This window comes from Crocosphaera sp. XPORK-15E (assembly GCF_034931425.1).
Taxonomy (GTDB): domain Bacteria; phylum Cyanobacteriota; class Cyanobacteriia; order Cyanobacteriales; family Microcystaceae; genus UHCC-0190.
Genome location: NZ_JAYGHQ010000009.1, coordinates 138,717 through 165,038, shown reverse-complemented (window position 1 = coordinate 165,038; position 26,322 = coordinate 138,717). Strand labels below are relative to the sequence as shown.

The following is a 26,322-nucleotide window of genomic DNA, read 5'->3' as shown; positions in this document are numbered from 1 at the left end:
GCGATCGCCTTAAAGTCAGGGATGAAAACTTAATTTTACTCAAAAGGAGACAAAGCTAAACTAAACCCATGCAAGACTTCTTCTCCCCTTAATTCTGTTGGTAATTGTTTAATTTCTACAGGTTGATCAGGTCGATAAATTTCTACCTGTTGTTGTTGAGGATTAATTAACCAACCTAACAGTAAACCACTATTGAGATATTCCTGCATTTTAGCTTGAAGATTTTCCAGAGAATCAGTACGAGAACGAAGTTCAATGACAAAATCAGGACAAATAGGGGGAAACTTTTCTTGTTTTTCTCGACTCAAAGACTGCCAACGAGTTAAACTGATCCAAGCAGCATCAGGGGATCTATCTCCCCCATTGGGTAAACGGAAAATAGTCGAAGAACTAAACACCTTTCCTAATCCAGTTTGACGATTCCATAACCATAGTAAACTAATTAAATCAGCTTCTCGGCCTCCACTAATTCCCCCAACGGGTGGCATAACAATTAATTCTCCTTTTGCGGTTCTTTCTATTTGCCAATCTTGGTTAACTTGACAAAGACGGTAAAATTGTTCATCGCTGAGGTTAACCGTATCTAAATTTAAGATTATTGCTGTCATTGCTTAATTCCGCCTCAGAAATCACCCTAGTGTTAATTATACTAAAGCACATTCGTTAAACTAAGAATAGCATCCCAACCAACCATCAAATCACATTATGGTTACTCAACTCAAAAACGAAACCACCTCAAACATTATTTATCCAGACAGCGACGGGAAACCCATGGCCGATAATACCCTTCAGTTTCGTTGGATTACTATGATAAAAGCTAATTTAGATTGGTTATTTGCTAACGATAATAATGTATTTGTTGCGGGGGACTTACTTTGGTATCCCGTAGAAGGTGACAATAAAAAAAGACTTGCACCGGATGTTATGGTAGTATTTGGTCGTCCTAAAGGGGAAAGGGGTTCTTATCAACAATGGAAAGAGTATAATATTGCGCCTCAAGTGGTATTTGAAATTCTTTCACCAGGGAATACTCAAACCGAAATGAGTCGGAAATTGCTATTTTATGAGCGTTATGGAGTGGAAGAATATTATATTTATGATCCTCATAAAAACGAACTTAGTGGACTGTTACGAGGAGAAGAAGGCTTAGAAATTATTGAAACTATGGATGGTTGGATAAGTCCCCGTTTAGGTATTCGTTTTGAAGTCACAGAACCCGAATTAAAGCTATATTATCCTGATGGTAATAGTTTTACAACTTACACGCAAGAAAAACAACGGGCTGACAAATTAGCAGCTAAATTAAAAGAATTAGGAATTAATCCAGATGAACTTTGACAGAATTTTGGTTAATTTTCTGGGCTTAACAATATTAAGCCCAGAAAATTTTTGCTATCAGTTTAAAGCCTTGTTTTCAGTTTGCATCAAATCCCAAAATTCTGAGATCTGTCTCATTGATTGAAGATGATAAACTGTCTTAGTGTGTTTCATTTTCATGACATAATCACGGTATTTCGGAGTTAAACGTCTATGACATAACCAAAGGGTACGATAACTGGTAATTGAACTTTTCACAAGAGGACTATTTTCCGGCCAACCTTGAGGAGGAGAGAAAAACCCCGTAACAAATCGTTTACTAACAAACCAAAAATGTAAAGATAAGGGTAGATCAATGTAAACTAAAGTATCTGCTTCTGCCAATCTTAACCAAACCGTTTCTAAACAACCAAATCCGTCAATAATCCATTGATCCGTTGCTATAATTTGCTCATGAATACCCTTATATTCTTCATAAGAAACTTTAGTACCCCCTGGTTGATATTGAATTTTATCCAAGACATAAAGGGGCAAATTGGTGATTTTTGATAATCTCTTGCTTAAGGTTGATTTGCCACCGCCAGTATTACCAAACACTGCTATTTTTTTCATCGGTTTAAATCGTTATCTTACTATCTCAACCTACTCATACAAAGCTTCTAATCTTCATTCCTGAAAACATCTGTGAATATCTGAGGTAGTATTGCTAACATCAATTATATCCAACCCTTACGATTCCCTCATTATGACGAACTCTGCAAAAACTCTCTGTCCTTACTGTGGTGTCGGTTGTGGTTTAGAAGTTTTACCCCCGGCCCAACCTGGTAAAACGATCAACCGAGATAATCAAGGCAACCCTATCTGGCAAGTTAGAGGCGATCGCAGTCACCCTTCTAGTCAAGGGAAAGTCTGTGTTAAGGGGGCAACGGTGAGCGAGTCTTTAGACAAAGATCGTCTTAAATATCCTATGATGCGGGAATCTTTGGATGATGAGTTTCGTCGTGTTAGTTGGGATGAAGCGTTAGAAGCAATCACCAATAGAATTAAAACAATTCGTCTCACCCAAGGGCCAGACGCTTTATGTATGTACGGTTCAGGCCAATTTCAAACAGAAGATTATTATATTGCTCAAAAACTATTTAAAGGGTTCCTGGGAACGAATAATTTTGATGCTAACTCCCGTCTTTGTATGTCTTCTGCTGTTGCAGGTTATACTCAAAGTTTCGGTAGTGACGGGCCCCCTTGTTGTTATGAAGATTTAGAGTTAACAGACTGCGCTTTTTTGGTGGGAACTAATACAGCAGAATGTCACCCCATTGTTTTTAACCGTCTCCGTGTGCATCATAAAAAGAATCGTAAGGTTAAAATGATTGTGGTTGACCCACGATGTACCCAAACCGCAGAAGCAGCAGACTTACATTTAGCAATTAAACCAGGAACAGATATTGATTTATTTAACGGTATTGCCTATTTATTAATGCGTTGGGGTCGTATTAATACCTTTTTTATTGATGAATGTACCCAAAATTTTTCGGCTTATGCTGAGGTCATTTCTCATTATCCCCCTGAATTAGTAGCCGGTAAATGTGGTATCCCTATTAATGACTTAGAACAAGCGGCTAAATATTGGGCCGAGTCTGACAGAGTGTTATCTTTATGGTCAATGGGGATCAATCAATCTTCGGAAGGAACGGCCAAAGTCCGCACCCTCATTAACCTTCACCTCATGACAGGAGATATTGGTAAACCTGGGGCCGGGCCTTTTTCCCTGACGGGACAACCAAATGCTATGGGAGGCAGAGAAGCAGGGGGACTTTGTAATATTTTACCTGGCTATCGTGTTGTTAATAACCCCCAACATCGGGCCGAAGTAGAACAGTTTTGGGGACTTCCTGCGGGTACTATTCAACCCCAACGAGGTCGCACAGTTTGGGAAATGATTGAAGGTTTGGAAAATGAAGAAGTTGGCCTATTATGGGTTGCAGCTACTAATCCGGCTGTTAGTATGCCTGATCTTAAACGCACTCAGAAAGCTTTGAAGCGATCGCCGTTTACAGTGTACCAAGATGCTTACTATCCCATAGAAACCTCGGCCTACGCCCATATTTTACTCCCTGCTGCCCAATGGAGTGAAAAAACAGGAACAATGACCAATTCTGAACGAGTTGTTACTCTTTGTCCCCAATTTCGTGACCCCCCAGGAGAAGCGCGGCCAGACTGGGAAATATTGGCAGAAGTGGGACGACGCTTAGGGTTTGAGAAGCAGTTTAGCTTTAAAAATTCAGCAGCCGTTTATGCTGAGTTTGTACAGATAACGGAAGGCCGTCCCTGTGATAGTTCTGGGTTAAGTCATGAAAGGTTACGCAGCTTTGGCCCCCTACAATGGCCTTATCCTGATGCTTGGCCTTGTTTAGAAGGGGATGAGTTAGCCGCACAAAACCACACCAATAAGCGACTTTATACAGATTTTCGTTTTAATACCCCAGACGGACGGGCCAGGTTCGCTGCCTATCATTCTAAGGGACTGGCAGAACCCCCTGATGATGCTTTCCCTTTCGTCTTAACCACAGGAAGATTATACGGTCATTGGCACACTCAAACCCGCACGGGACGCATTCCTAAAATTCAAAAGATGCACCCTGACCCCTTTATAGAAATTCATCCCCATGATGCTGCAAAATTAAACATCCAGGAAAATACTCTGGTGGAAGTGCGATCGCGTCGTGGTGTCGCTCGTTTTCCCGCTAAGATAACAAAGGCGATCGCCCCTGGAACTGTATTTGTGCCTATGCACTGGGGCGCACTTTGGGCCGATGATGCGGAAGCCAACGCTTTGACCCATTCTGAAGCTTGTCCTACATCTTTGCAACCGGAGTTAAAAGCTTGTGCAGTGCAGTTAACGGTTGCATCTATTTGCCCGCAGGACTCCATAATGTCCCTTCATGGGGAACCGTTGGGGTTTGAGTTGAAGATGAAGTGAGGTTAAACCCATAAATAATGGGCAGAGAACCGAGAACAAATGAACCTAAAACTACTAGAAGAACCATCATGACTGGGTTCTCTTTCTGCTTGCCTATGGTTCCGTTGGTGGGAACAATTTGATTTTGATAGCGGCTAAGGTCATGAATATTCATGTGCATCTGTTTTTTCCTTTCTGTCAAGTTTCCATAACCCTATTCTACAAATAGTAGCGATACTTACATTTTATTTTTACAAACTGTAACTATTTATACAGAAGTTTCCCCAAGCCCCCCTGTAGGGGCTTAATAGTATTAAGCCCCTACAGGGAGGTTAAGGTTGAATTTTGTAGGGGCATGGCATCAGCAAATTATGTCAATCATACCCAAAATTATCTCCATGCCATGCCCGCCTGAATGAATGGTTAACCACTTTTTATCTGATCTTATATAATCAAGAAAATAATAGCTAATCAATCACCAAACATGGGTAAATATAAAAGGTTATTTCTAGTTTATCTTGTCCTGACTTTTGTTGGCATTTTTATCATAATTACTCTGAACTTTAAGCCAAATTATGCCCAGGATAAAAGTCCAGTTTTAAAAATAGCAACAGAACCGACTTTTCCTCCTTTTGAAATGCTGTCAATCTACAATAGTTTGGAAGGCTTTGATATTGATTTGATGAAGGCGATCGCCAAAGAAACAGATTTAACTATTGAGTTTGAAAGTTTACCTTTTGATGGTATTATTCCCGCCTTACAATCAGGCACTATTGATGGTGCAATTAGTGCTATAACTATTACAGCAGAACGAGCAAAAACTATCTCTTTTTCCCGCCCTTATTTTAAATCTGGACTAGCGATCGCTGTTAATAAAGACAATAAAAATATCAATAATTTTGATGATTTAATTAACAAAAAAGTTGCCGTACAAATTGGCACAACAGGGGCCAATGAAGTAGTCAAGATTCCAGGGGTTAAAATTAGTACCTTTGATAATGCTTCTTTGGCACTTCAAGAACTACTAAATGGGAATGTAGATGCTGTAGTTAATGATGCACCAGCCACCTTATATGCGCTTAAAATAGGTGATTTAACGAAATTAAAAATAGTAGATAAATTATTAACAGAAGAATATTATGGCATTGCTTTACCAAAAAATTCTCCCAATATAAATATCATTAATAATGGATTACTTACCATCATTGAAAATGGAACATATCAAGCAATTTATCAAAAATGGTTTGGGGGGAAACCTCCTGAACTTCCTGTCACTGCCCCTGTTTTAAAATCAGCAACCTCAGAATCTATAAAAATAAATCAAATTCTTGCTAACTTATGGCAAGGCACTTTAATCACCTTACAACTAACCATAATTTCTGCTTGTTTGGGCATAATAATTGGTTCTTTAATTGCCTTAGCTTTAATGATATCTTATCGCCCTTTACGTTGGTTAGCGAGACTGTATATAGATTTTTTGCGGGGAACTCCTTTACTGGTACAAATTTTTATGATTTATTTTGGTTTACCTGCATTATTTCAAGACTTTGGTGTTATCTTTAATTGGGATCGTCAAATTGCAGCAATTACCGCTTTAAGTCTCAATGCTTCTGCTTATTTAGCTGAGATTCTTCGGGGGGGTATTCAATCAATTGATAAGGGACAATGGGAAGCATCTCAGGTGTTAGGATTGAATTATCTACAAACCATGAGATTGATTATTTTTCCCCAAGCTTTCCGCCGAATGTTAGCACCTTTAGGAAATGAATTTATTACCCTTCTTAAAGATACTAGCTTAGTGGCAGTTATTGGATTTGAAGAACTATTTCGTCAAGGTCAATTAATGGTTGCTACAACCTATCGCGCTTTTGAAATTTATGCAATGATCGCTATTATTTATCTATTGTTAACGTTAATGTCTGCCAGATTATTTCGTTGGTTAGAAAATTATATGAATCCAGTTAATATTCGCAGATAATTTGTTATCAATGAATAATTAATAATTGATAATTGATAATTAATTATTCAGGTATTTTCTGTTTTCAACAATTCTCTCATCTTTAGGGAGAGGTAATTATTCATTATTCATTACTCATTATTAATTAGTGAAAATGAACTAGAGCAATAAAAAAGTTTTGCGTTATACTCAAGATATCAACTTTGAGGAATTTATGAATTATGATCCCATATCCCATTAAATTACCCCCTCAATTACAACAAGAAGCAGAAAAATATGCTACTGATCAAGGCATAACATTAGATAATCTAATTATTTGGGCAATTGCGGAAAAAATTGGCAGTTTAAAGCAAAAATTAGATGATCCTAATTTTCCAGATATTGTCTATTGTCGTAATATAGAAGGTGAAATGATTCCTAAATTACGAGGAAAAAATATACAAGTTAAAACATTAGTTATTGCTGTACAAAATTGGAGATTAACACCTAAACAAGTTGCTGATGAATATGGAATAAGCGAAGAACAAGTTAATAACGTTATGGGATTTTATGAAAGTCATCGTCAAGAAATTGATGCTGCGATCGCTACTGATAAAATTCTTGAATCTATGTATAATGACTAAATTAAGGTTACATTTAGATGCTGATACTTCAATTAAAGCTTTACACTTATGAAAACTCTCATAAAATTGAAAATAGAGAAATTTGAAGAAAAAGGACAGGAGTATTTTGTCGCAACCAGCGATCAAATACAAGGATTAGTTGCTGAAGGTAACACCATTGAGGAAGTCGTAGAAATTGCTTCAGATTTAGCTAAAATTTTAATTGAAATGGATCAAGAAAAGCAATTAAAAGATCATCAAATAACTGCTATACCTGATAGTTTTGAATATCCTTTAATTGTAGAAGTATAATGGGAAGACTATCAGGATTTTCTTATCAAGTCGTGACTAAAAAATTAAGAAAACTTGGCTTTGAATTTTATCGTCAAGCTAAAGGCGATCACGAAATTTGGATTAATCCTAATTCTAATTTAAGAACAACTATTCCCCACCATAGAGACATAAAAGAAGGAACTTTAAGAAATATTTTAAAACAAGCTAATATAAGTGTGGATGATTTTTTGAATGCTTAATAATAGTTTATTTTAGGTTATATTTATAACTGGTCATGATTAATTGATATATCGGTTTTGCCACTTGCTTTCTCAGCAGGTGTAATATGTAAACCTGTTTTAAGTTCTTTATTACAACCCTTCGCTTTAAGAAATACTAAAATTTGATCTGTTTGTTCTTCCGTGTTTGATGTTTTGCTGTCTGGAATGGATACCATTGTTAAATTATTGATTTCTACACTCTAAGTTTAACATCTAAATTGAAATCGGATTTAACAGTGTTAAATCCCTACGAATTATTATAATTACTGTAGGGGCATAATACCATTATGCCCTAATCATAACATCAGTTAAAATTTGTATTGACTCAATTTTGCACTTTGTACTTTGCGGAATGGATAATTGTGTTGTAAATTATTTTCTAGTTCAGGATCATGCTGCCAAGGAAAATCTAAATAACACCAATCTATTAAATACCAACCATCTTCTTCCGCAACAAAAGAAACACCTATACATTTTGATAGTTTCTGATCATATTTGTGTGCATGAGTAAAGTTTTGTAGAGCGTTCAGTCGAGTCTCTTTCAAGTCATGTGTTACAGGAACAAAAACAAAACCGCAGCCTGTACGTGGAATAGCTATTCTGTATGGTAATATAATTTTATTAGCCTTTGCATCTTCCATTGACAGTTTATATCGAGTTTTGAATTCTCTTAACTCATGTCTCATTAACTTACCAATTTCTCGAATGATGTAATAATAATCAGTTGGAGGATTTTTTGTTGTTATTCTCTCTAAAAAAATGCTTATTATTCCAGACATATCCCACTCCTCAAAATTATGTTCAAGTTGTTGAAGATACGAGATAAAGGATAAATTAGGTTTGTTTTCTGATTCTCCAGACAAATACTGGCCTACTAATGCTTGTTCAGGAAGATTAAAAGTATCTTCATCTTCCCATTTATTAATAAGCTGTTCTCTAAACATAAGATAATCTGCAAATTCAGCAGGTGTTATCAAGGTTTTAACAATTCCCCTATAATCCTCAGACGATATTATATGTATAAATCCTGCTGTTTTACTTGGATAATATTTATGTTTTCTACAAGATTCTGGAAGAAATTCATGAGGTTTATATAAAATCAATTTATGAACAAAATCTGGTGATGGAACCTTAATATTAAAAGTATCTAGTCTATGATTCTGAATTTGGATATTACTAAAATCTTGTAAATATACAACAGTATCACGTATTTGTTCTTTAGCTTTACCAATAACCTTTTTTTTGAACCATTTTTCCTCGCTATTGGCAGTTAGATCTTGAGTAAATTCTCGCTCTTTTAACTGATAAATTATAAAAATGTCGTCCAACCAAACAATATTATCAGCAAGTTCAACCTCCTTATCGGGGGATTTGTAAAATTTGTTTGTCGAAAATGTAAACTCACGAAAGAAATAAAATTCATTTAAGCTTGAAATATGTTCTTGAAAACTCATTGATCTAAAAAGTATTATATCCAAGTGTCATCTGCTTGTAGCATAGCATATTTTCAAAAACTACCAAAAAATTGATCTTAACGTCAAAACAACGATCGCATCCCAACCCCCCACAGATTCAACCAAGGATCAGGGATAATTGATCATGGAGTCCCAATATAACGGAGATTAAACCATGTCTGATGATGATTTAAAAAAATTAATTGAATCAAACGCCCGTGCAATTGAAGCATTAACTGACAATTTTGCCTCATTCCAAAAAGAATGGCAAAAAGACAGAAGGGGTATTTATCAGCTATTAGGACAACTAACCCGTTCTATGTCTGATTTTTATGAAGTACAATCAGATTTTTACCGACGCTTTGATCAGATAGATGAAAGACAAGCTAGGATGACAGAAATATTAGATCGCTTATCCCCTCCCGAAAACAAACAATAAATCAGTTCTCCTCACCCCATCACCCCCTGTTGATGAGCGTAGTCGAATCACACCTCCCCACACATTACCCAACAATCAGGGATAATTAATCAAGAAAATAGCAGTGGAGTAAACATTCGTGGAGTCCCAATATAACGCAGCAGCGATCGAACAAAAATGGCAACAAGACTGGGTTAAACAGGGGTTAGACAAGACCCCAGAAAACAGCGATAAACCCAAATTTTACGCCTTATCCATGTTTCCCTACCCTTCAGGAAACCTACACATGGGCCATGTTCGCAACTATGTCATTACTGATGTTATCGCCCGTCTCAAGCGTCTGCAAGGGTATCGCGTCTTACATCCGATGGGTTGGGATGCGTTTGGACTTCCTGCCGAAAATGCAGCCATCGATCGCAATATTCCCCCCGCAGAATGGACGTATAAAAATATTGCCCAAATGAAGCAACAACTACAAACATTGGGACTGTCCATTGACTGGGATCGAGAAGTTGCCACCTGTTCCCCAGACTATTACAAATGGACACAATGGCTATTTTTACAATTTTATCAGGCAGGGTTAGCTTATCAAAAAGAAGCGGCCGTTAACTGGGACCCCATTGATCAAACCGTCTTAGCGAATGAACAAGTAGACAGTGATGGTTATTCCTGGCGATCGGGTGCTAAAGTTGAACGGAAACTATTGCGTCAGTGGTTCTTCAAAATTACCGACTATGCAGAACAATTATTAAACGACCTCGATAAATTGCCAGGATGGCCCGACCGCGTTAAATTAATGCAGGAAAACTGGATCGGTAAGTCTGTCGGTGCATATTTAGAATTTCCCATTAAAGGGAGTGAGGAGAAGATCGCTGTCTTTACCACCCGTCCTGATACGGTTTATGGGGTAAATTACGTCGTTTTAGCCCCAGAACATCCTTTGACCCCCAAAGTTACTATAGCGCAACAGAAAGAAGCAGTAGAAGCTTTCATTAAAGAAGTTGCGAACGAAAGCGAAATCGAACGAACCGCAGAGGATAAACCTAAACGGGGTATCTTAACCGGAGGAACTGCCATAAATCCCTTTAATGGTCAAGAAATACCCATTTTAATAGCTGATTATGTCCTCTATGAATATGGTACAGGTGCAGTCATGGGAGTACCGGCCCATGATACCCGTGATTTTAAGTTTGCAACTGAGAACAAGCTTACTATTAAGGTGGTTATTGTTCCTGAAGACACCGATGTAGGGACAATTCATGAATTACCCGAAGACACCGATGTAGAGACGTTTCATGAAACGTCTCTACGGGAAGCATACACAGAACCAGGAATAATAGTAAATTCCGGTGAATTTGACGGAATGAAGTCTACAGAGGGCAAAACCGCGATTATTGAGTATGCAGAAAAAGAGGGCTATGGTAAAGCTAGAATACAGTACCGTTTGCGAGATTGGTTGATTTCTCGTCAGCGTTATTGGGGTTGTCCCATTCCTGTGGTGCATTGTCCTAGTTGCGGTAGCATTGCGGTTCCTGATGCAGATTTACCAGTGAAATTGCCCGAAAATGTCGAATTTACGGGACGGGGGGCTTCTCCTTTGGCAAAATTAGAAGATTGGATCAATGTACCTTGTCCGAGTTGTGGGGAACCTGCAAAGCGTGAAACCGATACAATGGACACTTTTATTGATTCATCTTGGTACTATTTAAGATATACCGATGCAGTCAATGATCAAGAAGCATTTAAGTTAGAAAAAGCCAATGATTGGATGGGTGTAGATCAATATGTGGGAGGTATTGAACACGCAATTTTACACCTGTTATATTCGCGCTTTTTTACTAAAGTATTGCGAGACAGAGGTTTAATTAATGTAGATGAACCTTTTAAACGTCTTTTGACACAGGGAATGGTACAAGCTTTAACTTACAAAAATCCCCAAACAGGTAAATATATCCCCCCGGAAAATGTTGTCTATAAAGATGATAATTACCGCGATCGTGAAACAGGAGAAATTTTATCTTTCTTCTTTGAGAAGATGTCTAAATCTAAATATAATGGGGTCGATCCGCAACAAGTATTAGGCAAATATGGGGCAGATACGGCGCGAATGTTTATCTTATTTACTGCACCTCCAGAAAAAGATTTAGAATGGAATGATGCGGGAGTAGAAGGACAATTTCGCTTTTTAAATCGGGTATGGCGGTTAGTAGTTGAATATGGAGAAAATAAACCCAAACAAGTCAAGAAAACAACTGATTTAACTAAGTTTGAAAAAGACTTAAAACGGGCGATACATACTGCCATTAAAGAGATATCTGAAGACTTAGAAGGAGACTATCAATTTAATACTGCAGTGTCGGAATTAATGAAGTTAAGTAATGCGTTAAATGATGCCAAATGTTTAGATTCTGCGGTGTATCAAGAGGGAATAGAAACCTTATTGATTTTACTTGCACCTTTTGCGCCTCATATTGCTGAGGAATTATGGCATGATTTGGGACATAAAAAGTCAATTCATTTAGCAAGTTGGCCGAAGGTTGATCCTGATGCTTTAGTAGTAGATGAAATTACCCTAGTGATTCAAGTTATGGGTAAGACAAGGGGAACGATTCAAGTATCAGCAAGTGCGACAAAAGACGAGTTAGAAAAGTTAGCCCGTGAGTCTGATATCGGTAAGCGTTATTTAGAGGATACAGAGGTTAAAAAAGTGATTGTTGTGCCTGGAAAATTAGTCAATTTTGTTGTTGCCAAATAACCCCGTAGGGTGGGCATTGCCCACCTTATAAACTAATTCATTAAACTACTTTAAGGCTCTCCCGTATGTGTGGTGATAAGTAAAGCTTATGATTCGTAGGGTGGGTTAGACGCGGCTATGATTTTGATGAAAAACTAATAAGTTTTAATCCGCGTCGTAACCCACCATCTTAAGTATTGTAACTTATTATACATTTTGCACCAAGATATCGGGAGAGCCACATTTATAGTATTCCCAAAACCTTATGTAAAATTACCATCGCATTTGTCAAATTATTATTATACAAGTTGAGATATTATCAAGAGTGTGTAGGGGCATGGCGATAGAAATATTATGAATTAATCCAGAATGTTACTAATGTCATGCCCTTACGCTTTATTATATTTTAATTAAAAGTAAGCTGGTAAATGCCCATCTTACAAACTAAAGCTTAAAAAGCTTGTGGAGGAATGTCAATAACTTCCCCTTGTCGTTCCATAGAAATACTTAAACAAGTCAAAATTTGGACTAATTTAGTAGCGACAAAACCCGAAGAAAATTCACAGGTATTATTTGTTTCAATACTTCTTAAGAAGTGATCACAAACTTCTTTTAGAGGTTCTGCTTTGGCAATTTTTATTACTTCCTTTGCTTGTCCTTGGGGTAAAAATTTCTCCCCTTGAGTTTCTAAATAACCCTTTTGTAACGTTAATGTTTCATCAGTGGACATTTCATCAAAAATTAACGTCCCTTGACTCCCAACAATACAGAGTTTTCTTTGTTTATCAGGGTTACACCAACAGAGATGAATTTTTGCTTGAAACCCATTAGGATAAAATAGCGTCACCCAAACAACATCTGCTAAATTTTTTTGTAACCAAACCTGTCCTTCTGCTTGTACTTTTTCGGGATATTGACCCAACCAATGGTTAAAAATAGCAATATCATGAATAGCTAAATCCCACAGTGCATCAACATCTTGACGTACCGGCCCCAAATGAGTACGACTAGCATAACCGTAGCGCAGTTCCCCTAATTTTCCTGCTTTAATGATAGACTGTCCCTGATTAACCGCAGAATGGAATAAATAGGTATGATCTATCATTAACTGTCGCTGTTGCTGTTGTGCAAGACGGGTTAATTCTAAACATTCCACAGGGTCAAGAGTTAAGGGTTTTTCTGCCAAAACATGATATCCTGACTGCAAAGCTTCTTTAATTAGCGGATAATGGGTAGAAGCCGGGGTGACGACTACAATAGCATCTAGGTTAACTTGTTTTTTTATAGTTTGCCAATCTGTGGTTAATAAAATTGACTGTTCATCAAGAGAAAATTTAGTTTTAATGGCCGTTAAATTAGCGGGAAGGGAGTCAGCGATCGCCACAATTTCAGCATCAGGATGTGCTAAAAAATTCCGAACTAAATGAGTTCCCCAACGTCCTACCCCTAAAATAGCTAAGCGAGTTTTCATGTTATTCAGATCTTAATAATGTAGAAACGTTTTATGCAACGTCTCTACAAAGTTTAACAGGGTTTTGATCGTCTTTTCAATCTTCCCAAATTAACCCATTAAAGTTACGTCTAAATATATATTGATTAACTCATTAAAATAAACTATAAATTCTAGGTAAATATCAAACAGTCAGGTTAAACTGGAACAGTTGTTGATCTTAGCCAGTCGGCTAAAACAAACCCCCAACCACCTCAAAAATATTTTAGATTGCCTTTTGCTGACATCAATGGTAAGATCATAAACTGTCCGAAATCCTAACACCTATGAAAGTAACCCAGGAAAAACTCCCCGATAGTCAAATTGGCTTAGAAATCGAAATTCCAGCAGAAATCGGCAAAAAAGCCTATGAAAAAATGGTCAATAACTTGGCCCGTACCGCCAACATTCCTGGGTTTCGCAAAGGAAAAGTCCCCCGCCCCATCTTGCTGCAACGCTTAGGAACCCGTTATATTAAAGCCGCTACCCTAGAAGAACTGTTACAAAGTAGCGCAAAAGAAGCCATTGAACAAGAATCTATCAAATTCATCGGCAATTATATTTTACGCTCGAATTTTGAAGAATTAGTCGGAAAATTCAACCCAGGAGAACCCCTCACCTTTTCTGCTACGGTGGATGTTCCCCCCACTATTGAACTCGGAGACTATAAAAGTCTAACTGTCAAAGCAGAAGAAACCCTCTATGATCCCCAACAGGTAGAAGACTGGTTAAAAGAACGGCAAGAAAAACAATCAACCCTTGTTCCGGTGGAAGATCGTCCGGCTCAGATGGGGGATGTGGCTATAATTGATTATAAAGGAAGCACCGTTCCCGCAGAGGGAGAAGAAAGTGAACCCATTACAGGGGTTGAAGGGACAGATTTTCAAGTTGATCTTGAAGAAGGACGCTTCATTCCGGGAATGGTAGAAGGAATGGTGGGAATGAAACCCGAAGAAACCAAAGAGATCACCCTAACCTTCCCTGAAAACTATCCAAGAGAAGATTTAGCCGGAAAACTCGTTATTTTTACCATTACCTTCAAAGAACTCAAAACGAAGGAACTCCCCGAACTTAATGACGACTTGGCCGAAGAAATCAGTGAATATGAAACTATGGCTGAATTACGGGAGTCTTTAGAAAAAGAGTTTACCGAATCAGCAGCAGAAGCTACTAAAAGAAGTATTCACGATGCCCTGATCAAAGAATTAAGTAACATTTCTACTGCTGATCTTCCTGATACCATAGTGCAAGAAGAAGTCACCAGAGTTCTGACGCAAACCGCTATGCAAATGGAAAAAATGGGACTCGATGTCCGCCAACTATTTACCCAGGAAAACCTGCCCAAATTAAGGGAAAATGCCCGTCCTGAAGCAGTAGAAAGGCTGAAACAAACCTTAATTCTGCAAGAATTGGCTAAAGTTGAAGATATTACCGTCGATGAGGCCGCCCTCGAAGAAAGAATCAAGATCGTTCAAGAGCAATTATCCGGGCAAGACGTTGATAACGACAAATTAAAACAATTCGTTGTAGAAGAATTGCTGACGGAAAAAACCCTAGATTGGCTACAAGAACAAGCCACCGTAGAATTAGTTCCCGAAGGCAGCTTAAAAGCAGAAACAGAAGACTCAGAAGACGGTGAAACAGACATCACGATCGAAGCTGAGGTATCTGAAGATACAGACTCCTAAAAACTTCATGATTTAAGTCGAAATTTGGCGCAGACGGCTAACCCATGAGCCGTCTATTTGTGCTAGGATGAACGAGATCCAGAATAAACTTATTATTTAAGTCACCCTGGAACATCTCCCTATGTAAAATACATTAGGCATATAGTATTTACATAAGATATGTAAAAAGTAACACAGCCGTATAGGCTGTCACAGACAGAATAGTTGTGTTACATTATTGACAATTCTTATGTAAACGCCATATCAGTTTAAAGACGTTTAAGCAAAAACGCCTAACCAATTATCTAAATATTTGATTCCCATTACTGTTGAAGGCTATGATTCAATCGAGATCCCTAGATTATTCCATCTCCAGCCAACGTCCATCAGACATTAACGCCACTAGCCAAAATGTGGTACCAATGGTCGTCGAGCAATCTGGAGTCGGAGAAAGAGCCTTTGATATTTATTCAAGACTACTAAGAGAGCGAATTGTGTTCCTGGGAACCCCCGTTGATGATCAAGTCGCTGACTCAATTGTGGCCCAACTCCTATTTTTAGACGCTGAAGACCCCGAAAAAGATATTCAACTCTACATTAACTCTCCAGGGGGTTCCGTCTACGCGGGATTAGCCATTTATGATACGATGCAGCAAATTCGCCCTGATGTCGTCACCATCTGCTTTGGACTGGCCGCCAGCATGGGAGCCTTTTTATTATCCGGCGGAACCCAAGGTAAACGCATGGCCTTACCCAGTTCTCGGATCATGATTCACCAACCCCTGGGAGGCGCACAAGGACAGGCAGTAGAAATTGCCATTCAAGCGAAAGAAATTCTCTATATCAAACGGCGACTAAATGAAATGTTGTCCCAACATACCAAGCAACCCTACGACACCATCGCCGCTGATACCGAGCGAGACTTTTTTATGTCAGCACAAGAGGCCAAAGACTACGGTCTAATCGACAAAGTGATTTCTCGGCAAGATTTGTCTGATCCAACCGTCCCTGTAACCTCACTTAACTAACCCATAGCTTATGTCTAAATACGACTCCCACCTAAAATGTTCATTTTGCGGCAAATCCCAGGAGCAGGTACGAAAGCTTATCGCTGGCCCGGGAGTCTACATCTGCGATGAATGTGTCGAGCTTTGTAACGAGATTTTAGATGAGGAACTGATAGAGGCCCCTAGTCCAATGTCAGAGACTTCATCTCGTTCGGAAGAAGGCAGGACAAAACGTCGCCCCAGCAAAGAACGTCTTTCCTTTAACCAAATTCCCAAGCCCAGAGAAATCAAAGATTATTTAGACGAGTACGTTATCGGGCAAGATGAGGCGAAAAAAGTCCTCTCAGTGGCGGTTTACAATCACTATAAGCGTCTTAGTGTGATTCAAGGGAAAAAAAGCAGTAACCCTGATGATGCCGTAGAACTGCAAAAATCTAACATTCTGTTAATGGGGCCCACCGGATCAGGTAAAACCCTCCTGGCTCAAACCCTAGCCCAAATTTTAGAAGTTCCCTTTGCTGTGGCTGATGCTACCACCTTAACAGAAGCGGGCTATGTGGGGGAAGATGTAGAAAACATCCTGCTGAGATTGCTACAAGTGGCAGATTTAGATGTGGAAGAAGCGCAACGGGGGATTATTTATATTGATGAAATTGATAAGATTGCCCGCAAGAGTGAAAACCCTTCTATTACCCGTGATGTGTCTGGGGAAGGGGTACAACAAGCACTGTTAAAGATGTTGGAAGGAACGATCGCCAATGTTCCCCCCCAAGGTGGCCGCAAACATCCCTATCAAGATTGTATTCAAATTGATACCAGTAATATTCTCTTTATTTGTGGTGGGGCCTTTGTTGGGTTGGAAAAGGTGATTGAACAACGGATCGGTAAAAAATCCATGGGGTTTATTCGTCCAGGAGAAGGGACTTCCAAAGAAAAACGGACAGCAGATTTGTTGCAACGGGTTCAACCAGATGATTTGGTTAAATTTGGCATGATTCCTGAATTTGTGGGTAGAATCCCCGTTATGGCTGCGCTGAACCCCCTTGATGAAGAAACTCTGATGGAAATTTTGACCAAACCGCGTAATGCTTTGGTGAAGCAATATCAGAAGTTGCTCAATATGGATAATGTGCAGTTGGATTTTAATAAGGAAGCGGTAAGGGCGATCGCACAAGAAGCTTACCGACGCAAAACAGGGGCGAGAGCATTACGGGGTATTGTGGAAGAATTGATGTTAGATGTGATGTATGAGTTGCCTTCTCGCAAAGATGTACAGAAGTGCATGATTACAAAAGAAATGGTCGAAAAGCGATCTACCTCTGAGTTATTGTTACATCCCTCCTCTATTCCAACTCCTGAGTCTGCTTAATCGCTGTTTAATGTCAGTAATACACCCAACATTGATCGGTAGATTATGTTGGGTTTTTTCTGCCTTATATAATAAGATGGTGAGTAACTTTTTAGAAACCTCCGATAACTCAAACAATGCGGAATTTTTTGCCAAAGATTTGCCAAAATGAGGCTTGTTTTATTTTAGCCATGGGGTTACTCAGTCGAGGCTTAATTGCGATCGCCATGTTAGGAATTGCACCCTTACTTGCTGCGCCCTCTGGCGGGATACAAGCAGAATTAGGATGGGAAGTTTTTTCGGCTTGGGATAGTAGTTTTTATCAACAAATTGCAGCCAATAATTATGATGGGTTAGGAGAAAATCCTGGGGCGAATGTGGCATTTTTCCCCTTGTTTCCCTTACTAATTCGCGGGGGAATGTTGTTAGGATTTTCCTCAAATGTAGTGGGAACTTTAATTAATAATGCTGCATTTTTAGGGACTTTATTTGTTCTCTATTATTGGGTCAAAAGAACCAATGGAATGTTAGCCGCACGATGGGCAACAGCCATTTTAGCTTGGTGTCCCCTCTCAATTTTTGGAACCGTAGTCTATAGTGAAGGACTCTTTTTATTCTTCAGTACCTCAGCTTTATTTGCTTTTGAGCGTCAGAATTATAGACAAACTGCCCTCTGGGGAATCTTAGCAACCGCTACCCGCATCACAGGTTTAGCTTTAATGCCAGCTTTGATCATCACTGCTTGGCGTAGACGTTTGCCCCCTACTGCCTATATTGCTAGTTTAGCTAGTGCCGGGGGTACGTTATTTTACAGTCTCTATTGTTGGGTTCAATTTAAAGATCCTATAGCATTTATTACCACACAACACAGCCAATGGCAACGGAAACAAGGCATTGACTGGGAAGGTTGGGGCAAAATGTTAGGAGAGATTACTATTGGCAGCAAAAACTGGGCCGCAGGTTCGATCAATGATCCCTGGCATCCTTTATTATTTGGCTTAATAATGGCGATCGCTTATGGATTATGGCATTATCGTGCTTATCTCCCCAAAGCCTACTTTGATTATAGTTTAGGGAGCTTAGGGCTATTACTCTGGCTATTAACAGGCGATCCCTTATTAAACACTCTTTCTGTTCTCGGTGGCATTACTTTACTGTGGTGTTTACGTCATCAATTGAGTTTTCTGGTGGTTATTTACGGTTTTTGTGCCTTGGGACTGTTAATCTCCTCTGGGGGGACAATTTCTTTAAATCGTTTAGCCTATGGAATTATTTCTTTAACCATTGCCCTAGGACTATTATTATCGCGCTCACCCCGCTTAGGTTACGCTACTTTGGGATTTTTTTGCGTGTTATTAATCAGTTTTTCCGTTCGTTTTGCTCAACATCAATGGGTTGCTATGATTTAAATATAGAGTGTTGACACTCCCTAAATATTTGGTAAAATGGCGACTAGGAATTTCTAGCGGCCCATCAGCAATGTCTGTTCGTTCTGAGAGGCGATCGCCATTTTAAATTACCCAGTTTTAACGGCATTTGCCAACAATAAAAACCAATTTTTTAGGATTTATTTATGACTGTCACTAATCTTTCTCAAGTTGTCCCTACTGTTCTCGGTATTTTAGATGATTTTGCTTTAGCTCCCGACTTTTTAACAAAAATAAGCTTAGTATTTGGAGAGGAAAAAGCAGCAAACATTACCACGAATGGGCTGCTATCGGCTTTAAATACCTTACCAGCGATTGATGTACGGGCTTCAGAGGAATTAAATGGGGGCTTGGGGGCATTTTCGTCACAAACAGGCAAAATCTATCTGTCAGAGGGCATATTGAATGATCAAGATTTGGTCATTCGGGTTTTATTAGAAGAAATTGGGCATTATTTAGACAATTATTTTGGTGGTGATGATGCAGATGGAGATGAAGGGGCGATTTTTGCTTCTCTGGTATTGGGGGAAACTTTAGACGCTACACAGTTAACCCAGTTACAGCAAGAAAATGATCACAGCAAAATTATTGTTGATGATGTGGTTATTGATGTAGAAATGGCCGATATTACGGGAGATGAGGGGAACAACGAGATTACAGGAACAAATGGCAATGATTTGCTGAAGGGTTTAGGGGGTAATGATACCCTCTATGGTTTGGATAACAGTGTGGGTGGAAAAGACACATTAGATGGTGGAGAGGGGGTAAATACTCTCTATGGAGGAAATGGTGATGATATCCTGATCAATAATTTTGGTGTTGCTGATGGAGACAATGGAACTGATATTTTAGTTGCTGATTATACGAAGGAAACCAGTTTCACTTCAGGCATTTTTAATAGTAGTAATAATGATGATATTCGTAACGGTAGCGGTGGGGCAGTTATTTTAGACAATCGTGAGCTTGAACAATTTGATATTACCGGGACTCAATATAACGATATACTCTACGGTTTTGCTAATAGTGACACCCTGGTTGGTGGTGCAGGGGATGATAGTCTCATTAAACAACTTTATACCCTGGGAGACAGTATTTATCTGTTATCCAATTCAGGGACGTGGGATGTAGCCCAAGCAGAAGCCCAAAGTTTTGGCGGCAACTTAGTCACCATTAATGATGCTAAAGAACAAACCTTTTTAGCAGGATTATTTGCCAATCAGAACGCCTGGATTGGTTTGAATGATGCAGCTACAGAAGGAACTTTCAAATGGATCAGTGGAGAAAGTGTCAGTTACACCAATTGGCAACCTGGCCAACCAGATAACGCTTACAGTGCGGACTTTGCCCTCCTAGGCAGCAATAGTGAGTGGTACGACACCTATCAAACTGACAACCGCCAAGGCATCATTGAAATCAAAAATCCTACGACTCCCATCCTCATTATTGAAGACTTGGGCATTCTTGAACCCTACAGTGGAACCAAACAAGCCTTCTTCAAAGTTAAACTCTTTGGCAGCAGCAGCCAACAGATTAAAGTCAACTACGCCACCGCCAACAATACAGCCCTCGCGGGAAGTAATTACACGACCACCAGTGGAACTTTAACCTTCAATCCAGGGGAAAAAGAAAAACTCATCAGCGTCACCATCCTCAACGATGGGGAAGTTCTATCAGGCAAACAATTCTCTGTCAATCTCACCTCACCCGTTAATGCCATCATAGGAGACAAGCAATCCACCGCCACTATCCACGAATCTAGCGATGCTGTCACGTTTGGGGGTAGTACCTACCTCTTATCAGAACCTGGCACTTGGGGAGCAGCACAGTTGGAAGCAACCACCTTCGGGGGCAACCTTGTCACCATTAACAACGCGGCTGAATCAGCCTTCCTGGCTGGAGTTTATGCTAATCAAGGAGCCTGGATTGCTTTAAATGATGCTGGCGGTGAAGCCGGAAATGACCCAACCAAATTTCAATGGTTTAATGGAACAACAGCCTATACTAATTGGACAGGAGGCCAGCCTGATAACGCTTACAGTGGCGACTTTGCCCTCCTAGGTGGCAATAGTGAGTGGTACGACACCTATCAAACTGACATCCGACCAGGCATCATTGAAATCCCTACCCCCTTATCGGTTCCCATTCCCGATATGACGGGACGGCAACTGTATACCTTTGGAGATAGTATTTATCTGTTATCCAATTCAGGGACTTGGGGTCAAGCACAAGTAGAAGCTCAAAGTTTTCAAGGCAACTTAGTCACCATTAATGATGCTAAAGAACAAACCTTTTTAGCAGGATTATTTGCCAATCAGAACGCCTGGATTGGTTTGAATGATGCAGCTACAGAAGGAACTTTCAAATGGATCAGTGGAGAAAGTGTCAGTTACACCAATTGGCAACCTGGCCAACCAGATAACGCTTACAGTGCGGACTTTGCCCTCCTAGGCAGCAATAGTGAGTGGTACGACACCTATCAAACTGACAACCGCCAAGGCATCATTGAAATCAAAAATCCTACGACTCCCATCCTCATTATTGAAGACTTGGGCATTCTTGAACCCTACAGTGGAACCAAACAAGCCTTCTTCAAAGTTAAACTCTTTGGCAGCAGCAGCCAACAGATTAAAGTCAACTACGCCACCGCCAACAATACAGCCCTCGCGGGAAGTAATTACACGACCACCAGTGGAACTTTAACCTTCAATCCAGGGGAAAAAGAAAAACTCATCAGCGTCACCATCCTCAACGATGGGGAAGTTCTATCAGGCAAACAATTCTCTGTCAATCTCACCTCACCCGTTAATGCCATCATAGGAGACAAGCAATCCACCGCCACTATCCACGAATCTAGCGATGCTGTCACGTTTGGGGGTAGTACCTACCTCTTATCAGAACCTGGCACTTGGGGAGCAGCACAGTTGGAAGCAACCACCTTCGGGGGCAACCTTGTCACCATTAACAACGCGGCTGAATCAGCCTTCCTGGCTGGAGTTTATGCTAATCAAGGAGCCTGGATTGCTTTAAATGATGCTGGCGGTGAAGCCGGAAATGACCCAACCAAATTTCAATGGTTTAATGGAACAACAGCCTATACTAATTGGACAGGAGGCCAGCCTGATAACGCTTACAGTGGCGACTTTGCCCTCCTAGGTGGCAATAGTGAGTGGTACGACACCTATCAAACTGACATCCGACCAGGCATCATTGAAATCCCTACCCCCTTATCGGTTCCCATTCCCGATATGACGGGACGGCAACTGTATACCTTTAATGGAAATGGTGGAGATGGTGGAGGTGGTGGAAGCGATATTGATGATCAATTTGAAGAAAACGATAGCCGAGAAACAGCAGCCCAGTTAACGGAGTTAACCAATGGACTCAACAGTTTTGATAATCTAGTGATCTTAAGCAATGACGATGACTATTATCGTTTCAGCTTGTTAGAAACCGGGCAACTCGGTAACAAAATTAGCATTGAATTTGAACACATAGAGGGGGATCTCGACTTAAAGCTTTACCGTGTATCGGAAGACGGTACATTCGTAAGCGTTGGTGAATCCTATGGCGTTAGTAACTTAGAAAGCATTAGCTTAGCAGGGCAGCAAGTTGGAGATTATGTCGCCTTAGTTTATGGTTTCGCGGGTACTAGTAACGAATATTCCTTGAGTCTCGACTTACCGGCCGGAAACGTCCCCTTAGAGGATGATATCTATGAAGACAACAACAATAGTGAAACGGCCACGATCTTAGAAGAATCCCAATTAATCAAAAACCTGAACATTACCGAAGGTGACGAAGACTGGTTTCGCTTAGATCTCGTAGAAGATGGAGACAAGAGCGATCGCATCAGAGTGGACTTCACTCATGCTTTAGGGGATCTAGACATTCAACTCTGGTCAAAAAGAGAAAACTTTGCCATCCGTACATCCCTTGGACTAGGTAATAGTGAAAGCATTAGCTTAGACGGTTTAGCAGAAGGAACCTACTTTTTGCGGGTTTTCGGGTTTGAGGGAGCAACTAACCCCAACTACAGCTTAGAGATTCAAGCTCCCCTTGACAACTCCGGTGGAGGGTTGCTAACAGCAGATAACTATGAACCTAATGACGATGCCAACAGTGCATCAGAACTCGGTGTGCTGAATGGTTTCAATGAATATGCAGGATTGAGTATTCACCAGGAAAATAATGAAGATTGGTTCAGCTTTACCACCGCAGGTGCGGGCAATGTGGATGTGATGCTCAACTTTGCTCATGATTTAGGGGACATTGACCTAGAAATATTCAGTGGCAATGATAATACATCCTTAGCCCGTTCCACCACAATTAGTGATGATGAATTTGTCAGAGTCACCAATGCAGTGGCCGGTGAGACGTTTTTGGTGAAGGTTTCAGGTTATGAGGGGGCAACCAACTCTTATGAAATGGTCATCACCACCCCAGTCGGTGCTTTCGTTGCCCCAGATAAGTATGACGAAAATGGGGACAATAATAGTTTAGAGAATGCTCAACTGCTCGGAGACTTCAGAACAAGAGATACAGGAGTAGTCAGTGAAGATGAGACAGGCAAATCAGTAGTCATTGAGGATTTAACCATTGATAATGTTACTGATGAAGATTGGTTTGAGTTCCGAATCCAACAGACAGGAAAAGCAGACAGTCAAATCAGCGTCTTATCAGATCAAGGAGATTTGACCCTAGCCTTGTTTGACGCTGAGGGCAACTTATTGAGTGAGTCAGCAACCGAGGGTAGTGGTTATGAAACCATCAGTCTTTTGGAGCGCGAAGCTGGAACTTATTACGCCCAAGTCACGGGTGCTAATGGGTCAACCAATGGCAACTACGCCATCAGCCTTAATTCGCCGCAGCCCACCATTGTAGGGGAAGCAAGGGACTCCTGGACGATCATAGTCTATATGGCTGCGGATAATGATCTAGAGATGAATGCGATCCGAGATCTCAATGAATTGGAGTCCATTAATCTCCCAGACAATGTAAATATTGTAGTCCAGTTAGATCGCAGTGAAGGTTATGACAGCAGTAATGGAGATTGGACAGATACTCGTCGTGGTTTAGTCCAATACGACCCTAACAGCAGTACCAATAATGGACAAATTGTTAGCTTAGGGGAAGCCACAGCCATTGGTGAAGCCAACATGGGTGATGGTGCCACCCTAACGGAGTTTATTGATTGGAGTAAAGAAAACTACGCCGCCCAAAACTATGCCTTAGTGGTGTGGAATCATGGTGGTGGTTTATCTGGTGTGGCCTGGGATGATCAATCAGTCATTGATGGGGTGGTGGACAATTTAGGCATTGCAGAAATCAGCCAAGCCGTTGACAATAGCCAAGTGGACAAATTTGGGGTGATTGGTTTTGATGCCTCCTCCCAAGGTTTGATTGAGCATGGATATGACCTCAGAAACCTAACGGAAGTTTTTGTCGCCTCTCAGGATCTCGAACCAGGAGACGGCTGGAACTATGAGGGATTACTACAAAGCATCGTGGCGGAGCCGACTCTCGACTCGGAAGACTTGGGGGCGGCGATCGTTAACTCCTATGAAGAATACTATAACGGTCTGGAAACCCTCTCAGCCATTCGCAGCAGCAGTTATCAAGCTATTGGTGAGCAGATTGACATCTTTGTGGATGCAGTCCTGACTAACGCCACTGAGGATGACTGGAATGAGATTATTCAAGCCCGTTATGAAACCCCCTCCTTCTACAATGAGAATTACCGAGATCTCGGTCTGTTTATGGACAATGTGGCGGCCAATGTAGCCACTGGTGCCATCGCTACCGCTGCGACTGAAGTAGCGAACGCGGTAGAAGGCTCTCTCATCAAGCAAGTTGATGGGTTGGAAACATCAGGGATCAATATTTACTTGTCCCCAGCTAATAGCAACCTGCTCAACGAGTACGAGAATAATAGTTACGAGTTCAGCTTCTTAGAAGACAGCAATTGGGAAAACTTTTTGCTAGGTCTTGGAGAGCGTACAGGGGAGACGAGGGTTAAAGAAGATGCCTCAGAGAAGCAAAACGGAATTGACGGGGTTGTACAACGGGACAACAATGATAGTTTTCCTAATGCGACGGATTTGGGTTTACTCTCAGGGCCAGAAAGCTTCGGCGACTTAAGTATTGACCGGGGCGATGTTGATTACTATCGGTTTGACTTCGAGACTCCAGCCACCACAGAAACTAATGTATCCATTGAGTCAGAAGGTGTATTAGATCTCAAGCTCAAAGTGTTTAATGCCGACCAAGGATTACTAGCTGAGGTCGATTTGGTGGATGGGACAGAAAGCATCAATCTTGGCGAATTAACCATCCCTGATGGGGTTAATAATTTACGCTATTACGTTCAGGTTGAAGGGGATAGTGGCAAAACTGTGGTGGATGATTACACTCTAGTCATTAATGCTCCTGATGCTGATGCCAATGTCGTTAAAGTAGATCGGGCTGAGACCAAGGATGGGGTTCGTAATGATAGTTGGGAGAAAGCCACAGATATCGGTCAACTCGGTGCTGAGCAAAAAGTGTCCTTTGAGAATTTGACCATCGATCCACTCGATCTTCGAGATCCCAATAGCCCGATGGTTGATCCAGCAGAGGCACCACCCGATGCGGGGGATTGGTTTCTGATTAAGGAGTCTCGTGGCTCGGATTTCGGTGCCAACAACGCCAAGATTAAATTCAATCCAGAAGAGGCTAATCTTAACGCCTATCTTTATCGTAAAGATGCCGAGACAGGGGAGTTAAGGCTGGTGGATTCATCCACATCCATCGATAGTGATGAGGAGTCTGTCAGCTTCAATTCTGAAGGTGATGACAGCCTGACGGGGGATTACTATCTTGGTATCTTTTCCGATCCCCTAACTGCCGGAGGAACTCAGGGAGCTACCATTAGTGAGTACCAGTTAACGTTTTCTCAGGTTAAATTGGATTTTGATGGCAATGGCCGGTTCGAGGTTCAAGATACGCAACTATTCTTTGCCAGTCGGACTTTTACCTCAGAGCAGTTTGATCCTCTCAATAATACCTACGGATTTATCCAAGACGGTGCGCAAAGAACCTTTGGCGATGATTTGTTCAGCTACTTGGAAAATGCCGATGCCATGGCCGATCTCGATGGTGATGGCCAGATTAGCATCCAGGATACACAGCTACTTTTCATCTATTCCACTTTTGGCCAGGGTAATCTTGAGACGGCGGCGGCGGCGATTGATCAATTAAATGACACCTATGGGTTAATTCAAGACGGTGCAACCCGCACTACCGGGGCGCAAATTAGCGCTCATATCGGGAACTTTCTTGGGGAATTTTAGGGGCATCTTGATCTCGAAAATCTGAAAAAAATGTTAACTTAAGTTAAACTGGCCAATTAAC

General features: G+C 40.6%; 18 protein-coding genes and 1 pseudogene. 13 read left to right on the top strand and 6 right to left on the bottom strand.

The features are described from left to right. Positions 1-35: 35 nt before the first annotated feature. Entirely contained in the window at positions 36-608 is a 573-nt protein-coding gene (locus VB691_RS11430; protein WP_323291617.1) for a Uma2 family endonuclease, read from the bottom strand. Between the two features lie 97 nt (positions 609-705). Between VB691_RS11430 and VB691_RS11425 the strand changes: the two genes are divergently transcribed. Then, positions 706-1,338 carry a Uma2 family endonuclease gene (locus VB691_RS11425; RefSeq protein WP_323291616.1) on the top strand — a complete coding sequence of 211 codons (633 nt, stop codon included), beginning with the start codon at positions 706-708 and terminating at the stop codon, positions 1,336-1,338. A gap of 57 nt (positions 1,339-1,395) precedes the next feature. Here the strand turns inward: VB691_RS11425 and VB691_RS11420 are convergent, their stop codons facing one another. Then, positions 1,396-1,929, bottom strand: coding sequence for an adenylate kinase (locus VB691_RS11420; protein ID WP_323291615.1), 534 nt, complete (start codon positions 1,927-1,929; stop codon positions 1,396-1,398). 133 nt (positions 1,930-2,062) lie between these two features. Here VB691_RS11420 and VB691_RS11415 point away from each other — a divergent pair, with 133 nt between their 5' ends. Further along, the gene (locus VB691_RS11415) at positions 2,063-4,297 is read left to right on the top strand and encodes a nitrate reductase (protein WP_323291614.1); all 2,235 of its coding nucleotides are present in this window, start codon (positions 2,063-2,065) and stop codon (positions 4,295-4,297) included. Here the strand turns inward: VB691_RS11415 and VB691_RS11410 are convergent. After that, positions 4,227-4,457 (bottom strand): hypothetical protein, encoded by a 231-nt coding sequence (locus VB691_RS11410; RefSeq protein WP_323291613.1) that lies wholly within the window; start codon positions 4,455-4,457, stop codon positions 4,227-4,229. The two genes, VB691_RS11415 and VB691_RS11410, sit on opposite strands and share 71 nt — an antisense overlap. 303 nt (positions 4,458-4,760) lie before the next feature. Between VB691_RS11410 and VB691_RS11405 the strand changes: the two genes are divergently transcribed. The 4 genes from VB691_RS11405 (at position 4,761) to VB691_RS11390 (ending at position 7,368) form a co-directional block, all read left to right on the top strand. Continuing rightward, entirely contained in the window at positions 4,761-6,254 is a 1,494-nt protein-coding gene (locus tag VB691_RS11405) for an ABC transporter permease subunit (RefSeq protein ID WP_323291612.1), read from the top strand. A gap of 200 nt (positions 6,255-6,454) precedes the next feature. Next, on the top strand, positions 6,455-6,856 hold the full coding sequence (locus tag VB691_RS11400) for a DUF433 domain-containing protein (RefSeq protein ID WP_323291611.1): 402 nt from the start codon (positions 6,455-6,457) through the stop codon (positions 6,854-6,856). Between the two features lie 48 nt (positions 6,857-6,904). Then, on the top strand, positions 6,905-7,147 hold the full coding sequence (locus VB691_RS11395) for a DUF1902 domain-containing protein (protein ID WP_323291610.1): 243 nt from the start codon (positions 6,905-6,907) through the stop codon (positions 7,145-7,147). Beyond that, positions 7,147-7,368, top strand: a complete 222-nt coding sequence (locus tag VB691_RS11390) for a type II toxin-antitoxin system HicA family toxin (protein WP_323291609.1) — start codon at positions 7,147-7,149, stop codon at positions 7,366-7,368. Before VB691_RS11395 ends, VB691_RS11390 begins: the two co-directional genes overlap by 1 nt. Before the next feature lie 23 nt (positions 7,369-7,391). On the opposite strand, the gene VB691_RS11385 is transcribed toward VB691_RS11390, so the two are convergent. Next, complete coding sequence (locus tag VB691_RS11385; RefSeq protein WP_323291608.1) at positions 7,392-7,565, bottom strand: hypothetical protein; 174 nt, start codon at positions 7,563-7,565, stop codon at positions 7,392-7,394. A gap of 132 nt (positions 7,566-7,697) precedes the next feature. Continuing rightward, a complete protein-coding gene (locus tag VB691_RS11380; protein ID WP_323291607.1) occupies positions 7,698-8,843 on the bottom strand; it encodes a hypothetical protein in 1,146 nt (381 codons plus the stop codon). Between the two features lie 205 nt (positions 8,844-9,048). Here VB691_RS11380 and VB691_RS11375 point away from each other — a divergent pair. After that, positions 9,049-9,282: pseudogene (locus VB691_RS11375) on the top strand (hypothetical protein); the annotation flags it as partial. 118 nt (positions 9,283-9,400) lie between these two features. Then, positions 9,401-12,016 carry a leucine--tRNA ligase gene (leuS, locus tag VB691_RS11370; RefSeq protein ID WP_323291606.1) on the top strand — a complete coding sequence of 872 codons (2,616 nt, stop codon included), beginning with the start codon at positions 9,401-9,403 and terminating at the stop codon, positions 12,014-12,016. 430 nt (positions 12,017-12,446) lie between these two features. Here leuS and VB691_RS11365 read toward each other — a convergent pair whose 3' ends face one another. Next, complete coding sequence (locus VB691_RS11365) at positions 12,447-13,466, bottom strand: Gfo/Idh/MocA family oxidoreductase (protein WP_323291605.1); 1,020 nt, start codon at positions 13,464-13,466, stop codon at positions 12,447-12,449. A 305-nt stretch (positions 13,467-13,771) separates the two neighbouring features. Between VB691_RS11365 and tig the strand changes: the two genes are divergently transcribed. From tig to VB691_RS11340, 5 genes are all read left to right on the top strand, one after another. After that, positions 13,772-15,172 carry a trigger factor gene (gene tig / locus VB691_RS11360; protein WP_323291604.1) on the top strand — a complete coding sequence of 467 codons (1,401 nt, stop codon included), beginning with the start codon at positions 13,772-13,774 and terminating at the stop codon, positions 15,170-15,172. A gap of 317 nt (positions 15,173-15,489) precedes the next feature. Next, positions 15,490-16,179, top strand: coding sequence for an ATP-dependent Clp endopeptidase proteolytic subunit ClpP (gene clpP, locus VB691_RS11355; RefSeq protein WP_323291603.1), 690 nt, complete (start codon positions 15,490-15,492; stop codon positions 16,177-16,179). A 10-nt stretch (positions 16,180-16,189) separates the two neighbouring features. Next, complete coding sequence (gene clpX, locus VB691_RS11350) at positions 16,190-17,527, top strand: ATP-dependent protease ATP-binding subunit ClpX (RefSeq protein ID WP_323291602.1); 1,338 nt, start codon at positions 16,190-16,192, stop codon at positions 17,525-17,527. A gap of 116 nt (positions 17,528-17,643) precedes the next feature. Then, a complete protein-coding gene (locus VB691_RS11345) occupies positions 17,644-18,915 on the top strand; it encodes a mannosyltransferase family protein (RefSeq protein ID WP_323291601.1) in 1,272 nt (423 codons plus the stop codon). A 164-nt stretch (positions 18,916-19,079) separates the two neighbouring features. Then, on the top strand, positions 19,080-26,261 hold the full coding sequence (locus VB691_RS11340; RefSeq protein ID WP_323291600.1) for a lectin-like protein: 7,182 nt from the start codon (positions 19,080-19,082) through the stop codon (positions 26,259-26,261). Positions 26,262-26,322 lie beyond the last annotated feature (61 nt).

Excerpts from the sequence above, each read along its gene's own strand:
- VB691_RS11430 (WP_323291617.1), bottom strand. The coding sequence starts at position 608 with ATGACAGCAATAATCTTAAATTTAGATACGGTTAACCTCAGCGATGAA.
- VB691_RS11425 (WP_323291616.1), top strand. The coding sequence starts at position 706 with ATGGTTACTCAACTCAAAAACGAAACCACCTCAAACATTATTTATCCA.
- VB691_RS11420 (WP_323291615.1), bottom strand. The coding sequence starts at position 1,929 with ATGAAAAAAATAGCAGTGTTTGGTAATACTGGCGGTGGCAAATCAACC.
- VB691_RS11415 (WP_323291614.1), top strand. The coding sequence starts at position 2,063 with ATGACGAACTCTGCAAAAACTCTCTGTCCTTACTGTGGTGTCGGTTGT.
- VB691_RS11410 (WP_323291613.1), bottom strand. The coding sequence starts at position 4,457 with ATGCACATGAATATTCATGACCTTAGCCGCTATCAAAATCAAATTGTT.
- VB691_RS11405 (WP_323291612.1), top strand. The coding sequence starts at position 4,761 with ATGGGTAAATATAAAAGGTTATTTCTAGTTTATCTTGTCCTGACTTTT.
- VB691_RS11400 (WP_323291611.1), top strand. The coding sequence starts at position 6,455 with ATGATCCCATATCCCATTAAATTACCCCCTCAATTACAACAAGAAGCA.
- VB691_RS11395 (WP_323291610.1), top strand. The coding sequence starts at position 6,905 with ATGAAAACTCTCATAAAATTGAAAATAGAGAAATTTGAAGAAAAAGGA.
- VB691_RS11390 (WP_323291609.1), top strand. The coding sequence starts at position 7,147 with ATGGGAAGACTATCAGGATTTTCTTATCAAGTCGTGACTAAAAAATTA.
- VB691_RS11385 (WP_323291608.1), bottom strand. The coding sequence starts at position 7,565 with ATGGTATCCATTCCAGACAGCAAAACATCAAACACGGAAGAACAAACA.
- VB691_RS11380 (WP_323291607.1), bottom strand. The coding sequence starts at position 8,843 with ATGAGTTTTCAAGAACATATTTCAAGCTTAAATGAATTTTATTTCTTT.
- VB691_RS11365 (WP_323291605.1), bottom strand. The coding sequence starts at position 13,466 with ATGAAAACTCGCTTAGCTATTTTAGGGGTAGGACGTTGGGGAACTCAT.
- tig (WP_323291604.1), top strand. The coding sequence starts at position 13,772 with ATGAAAGTAACCCAGGAAAAACTCCCCGATAGTCAAATTGGCTTAGAA.
- clpP (WP_323291603.1), top strand. The coding sequence starts at position 15,490 with ATGATTCAATCGAGATCCCTAGATTATTCCATCTCCAGCCAACGTCCA.
- clpX (WP_323291602.1), top strand. The coding sequence starts at position 16,190 with ATGTCTAAATACGACTCCCACCTAAAATGTTCATTTTGCGGCAAATCC.
- VB691_RS11345 (WP_323291601.1), top strand. The coding sequence starts at position 17,644 with ATGCGGAATTTTTTGCCAAAGATTTGCCAAAATGAGGCTTGTTTTATT.
- VB691_RS11340 (WP_323291600.1), top strand. The coding sequence starts at position 19,080 with ATGACTGTCACTAATCTTTCTCAAGTTGTCCCTACTGTTCTCGGTATT.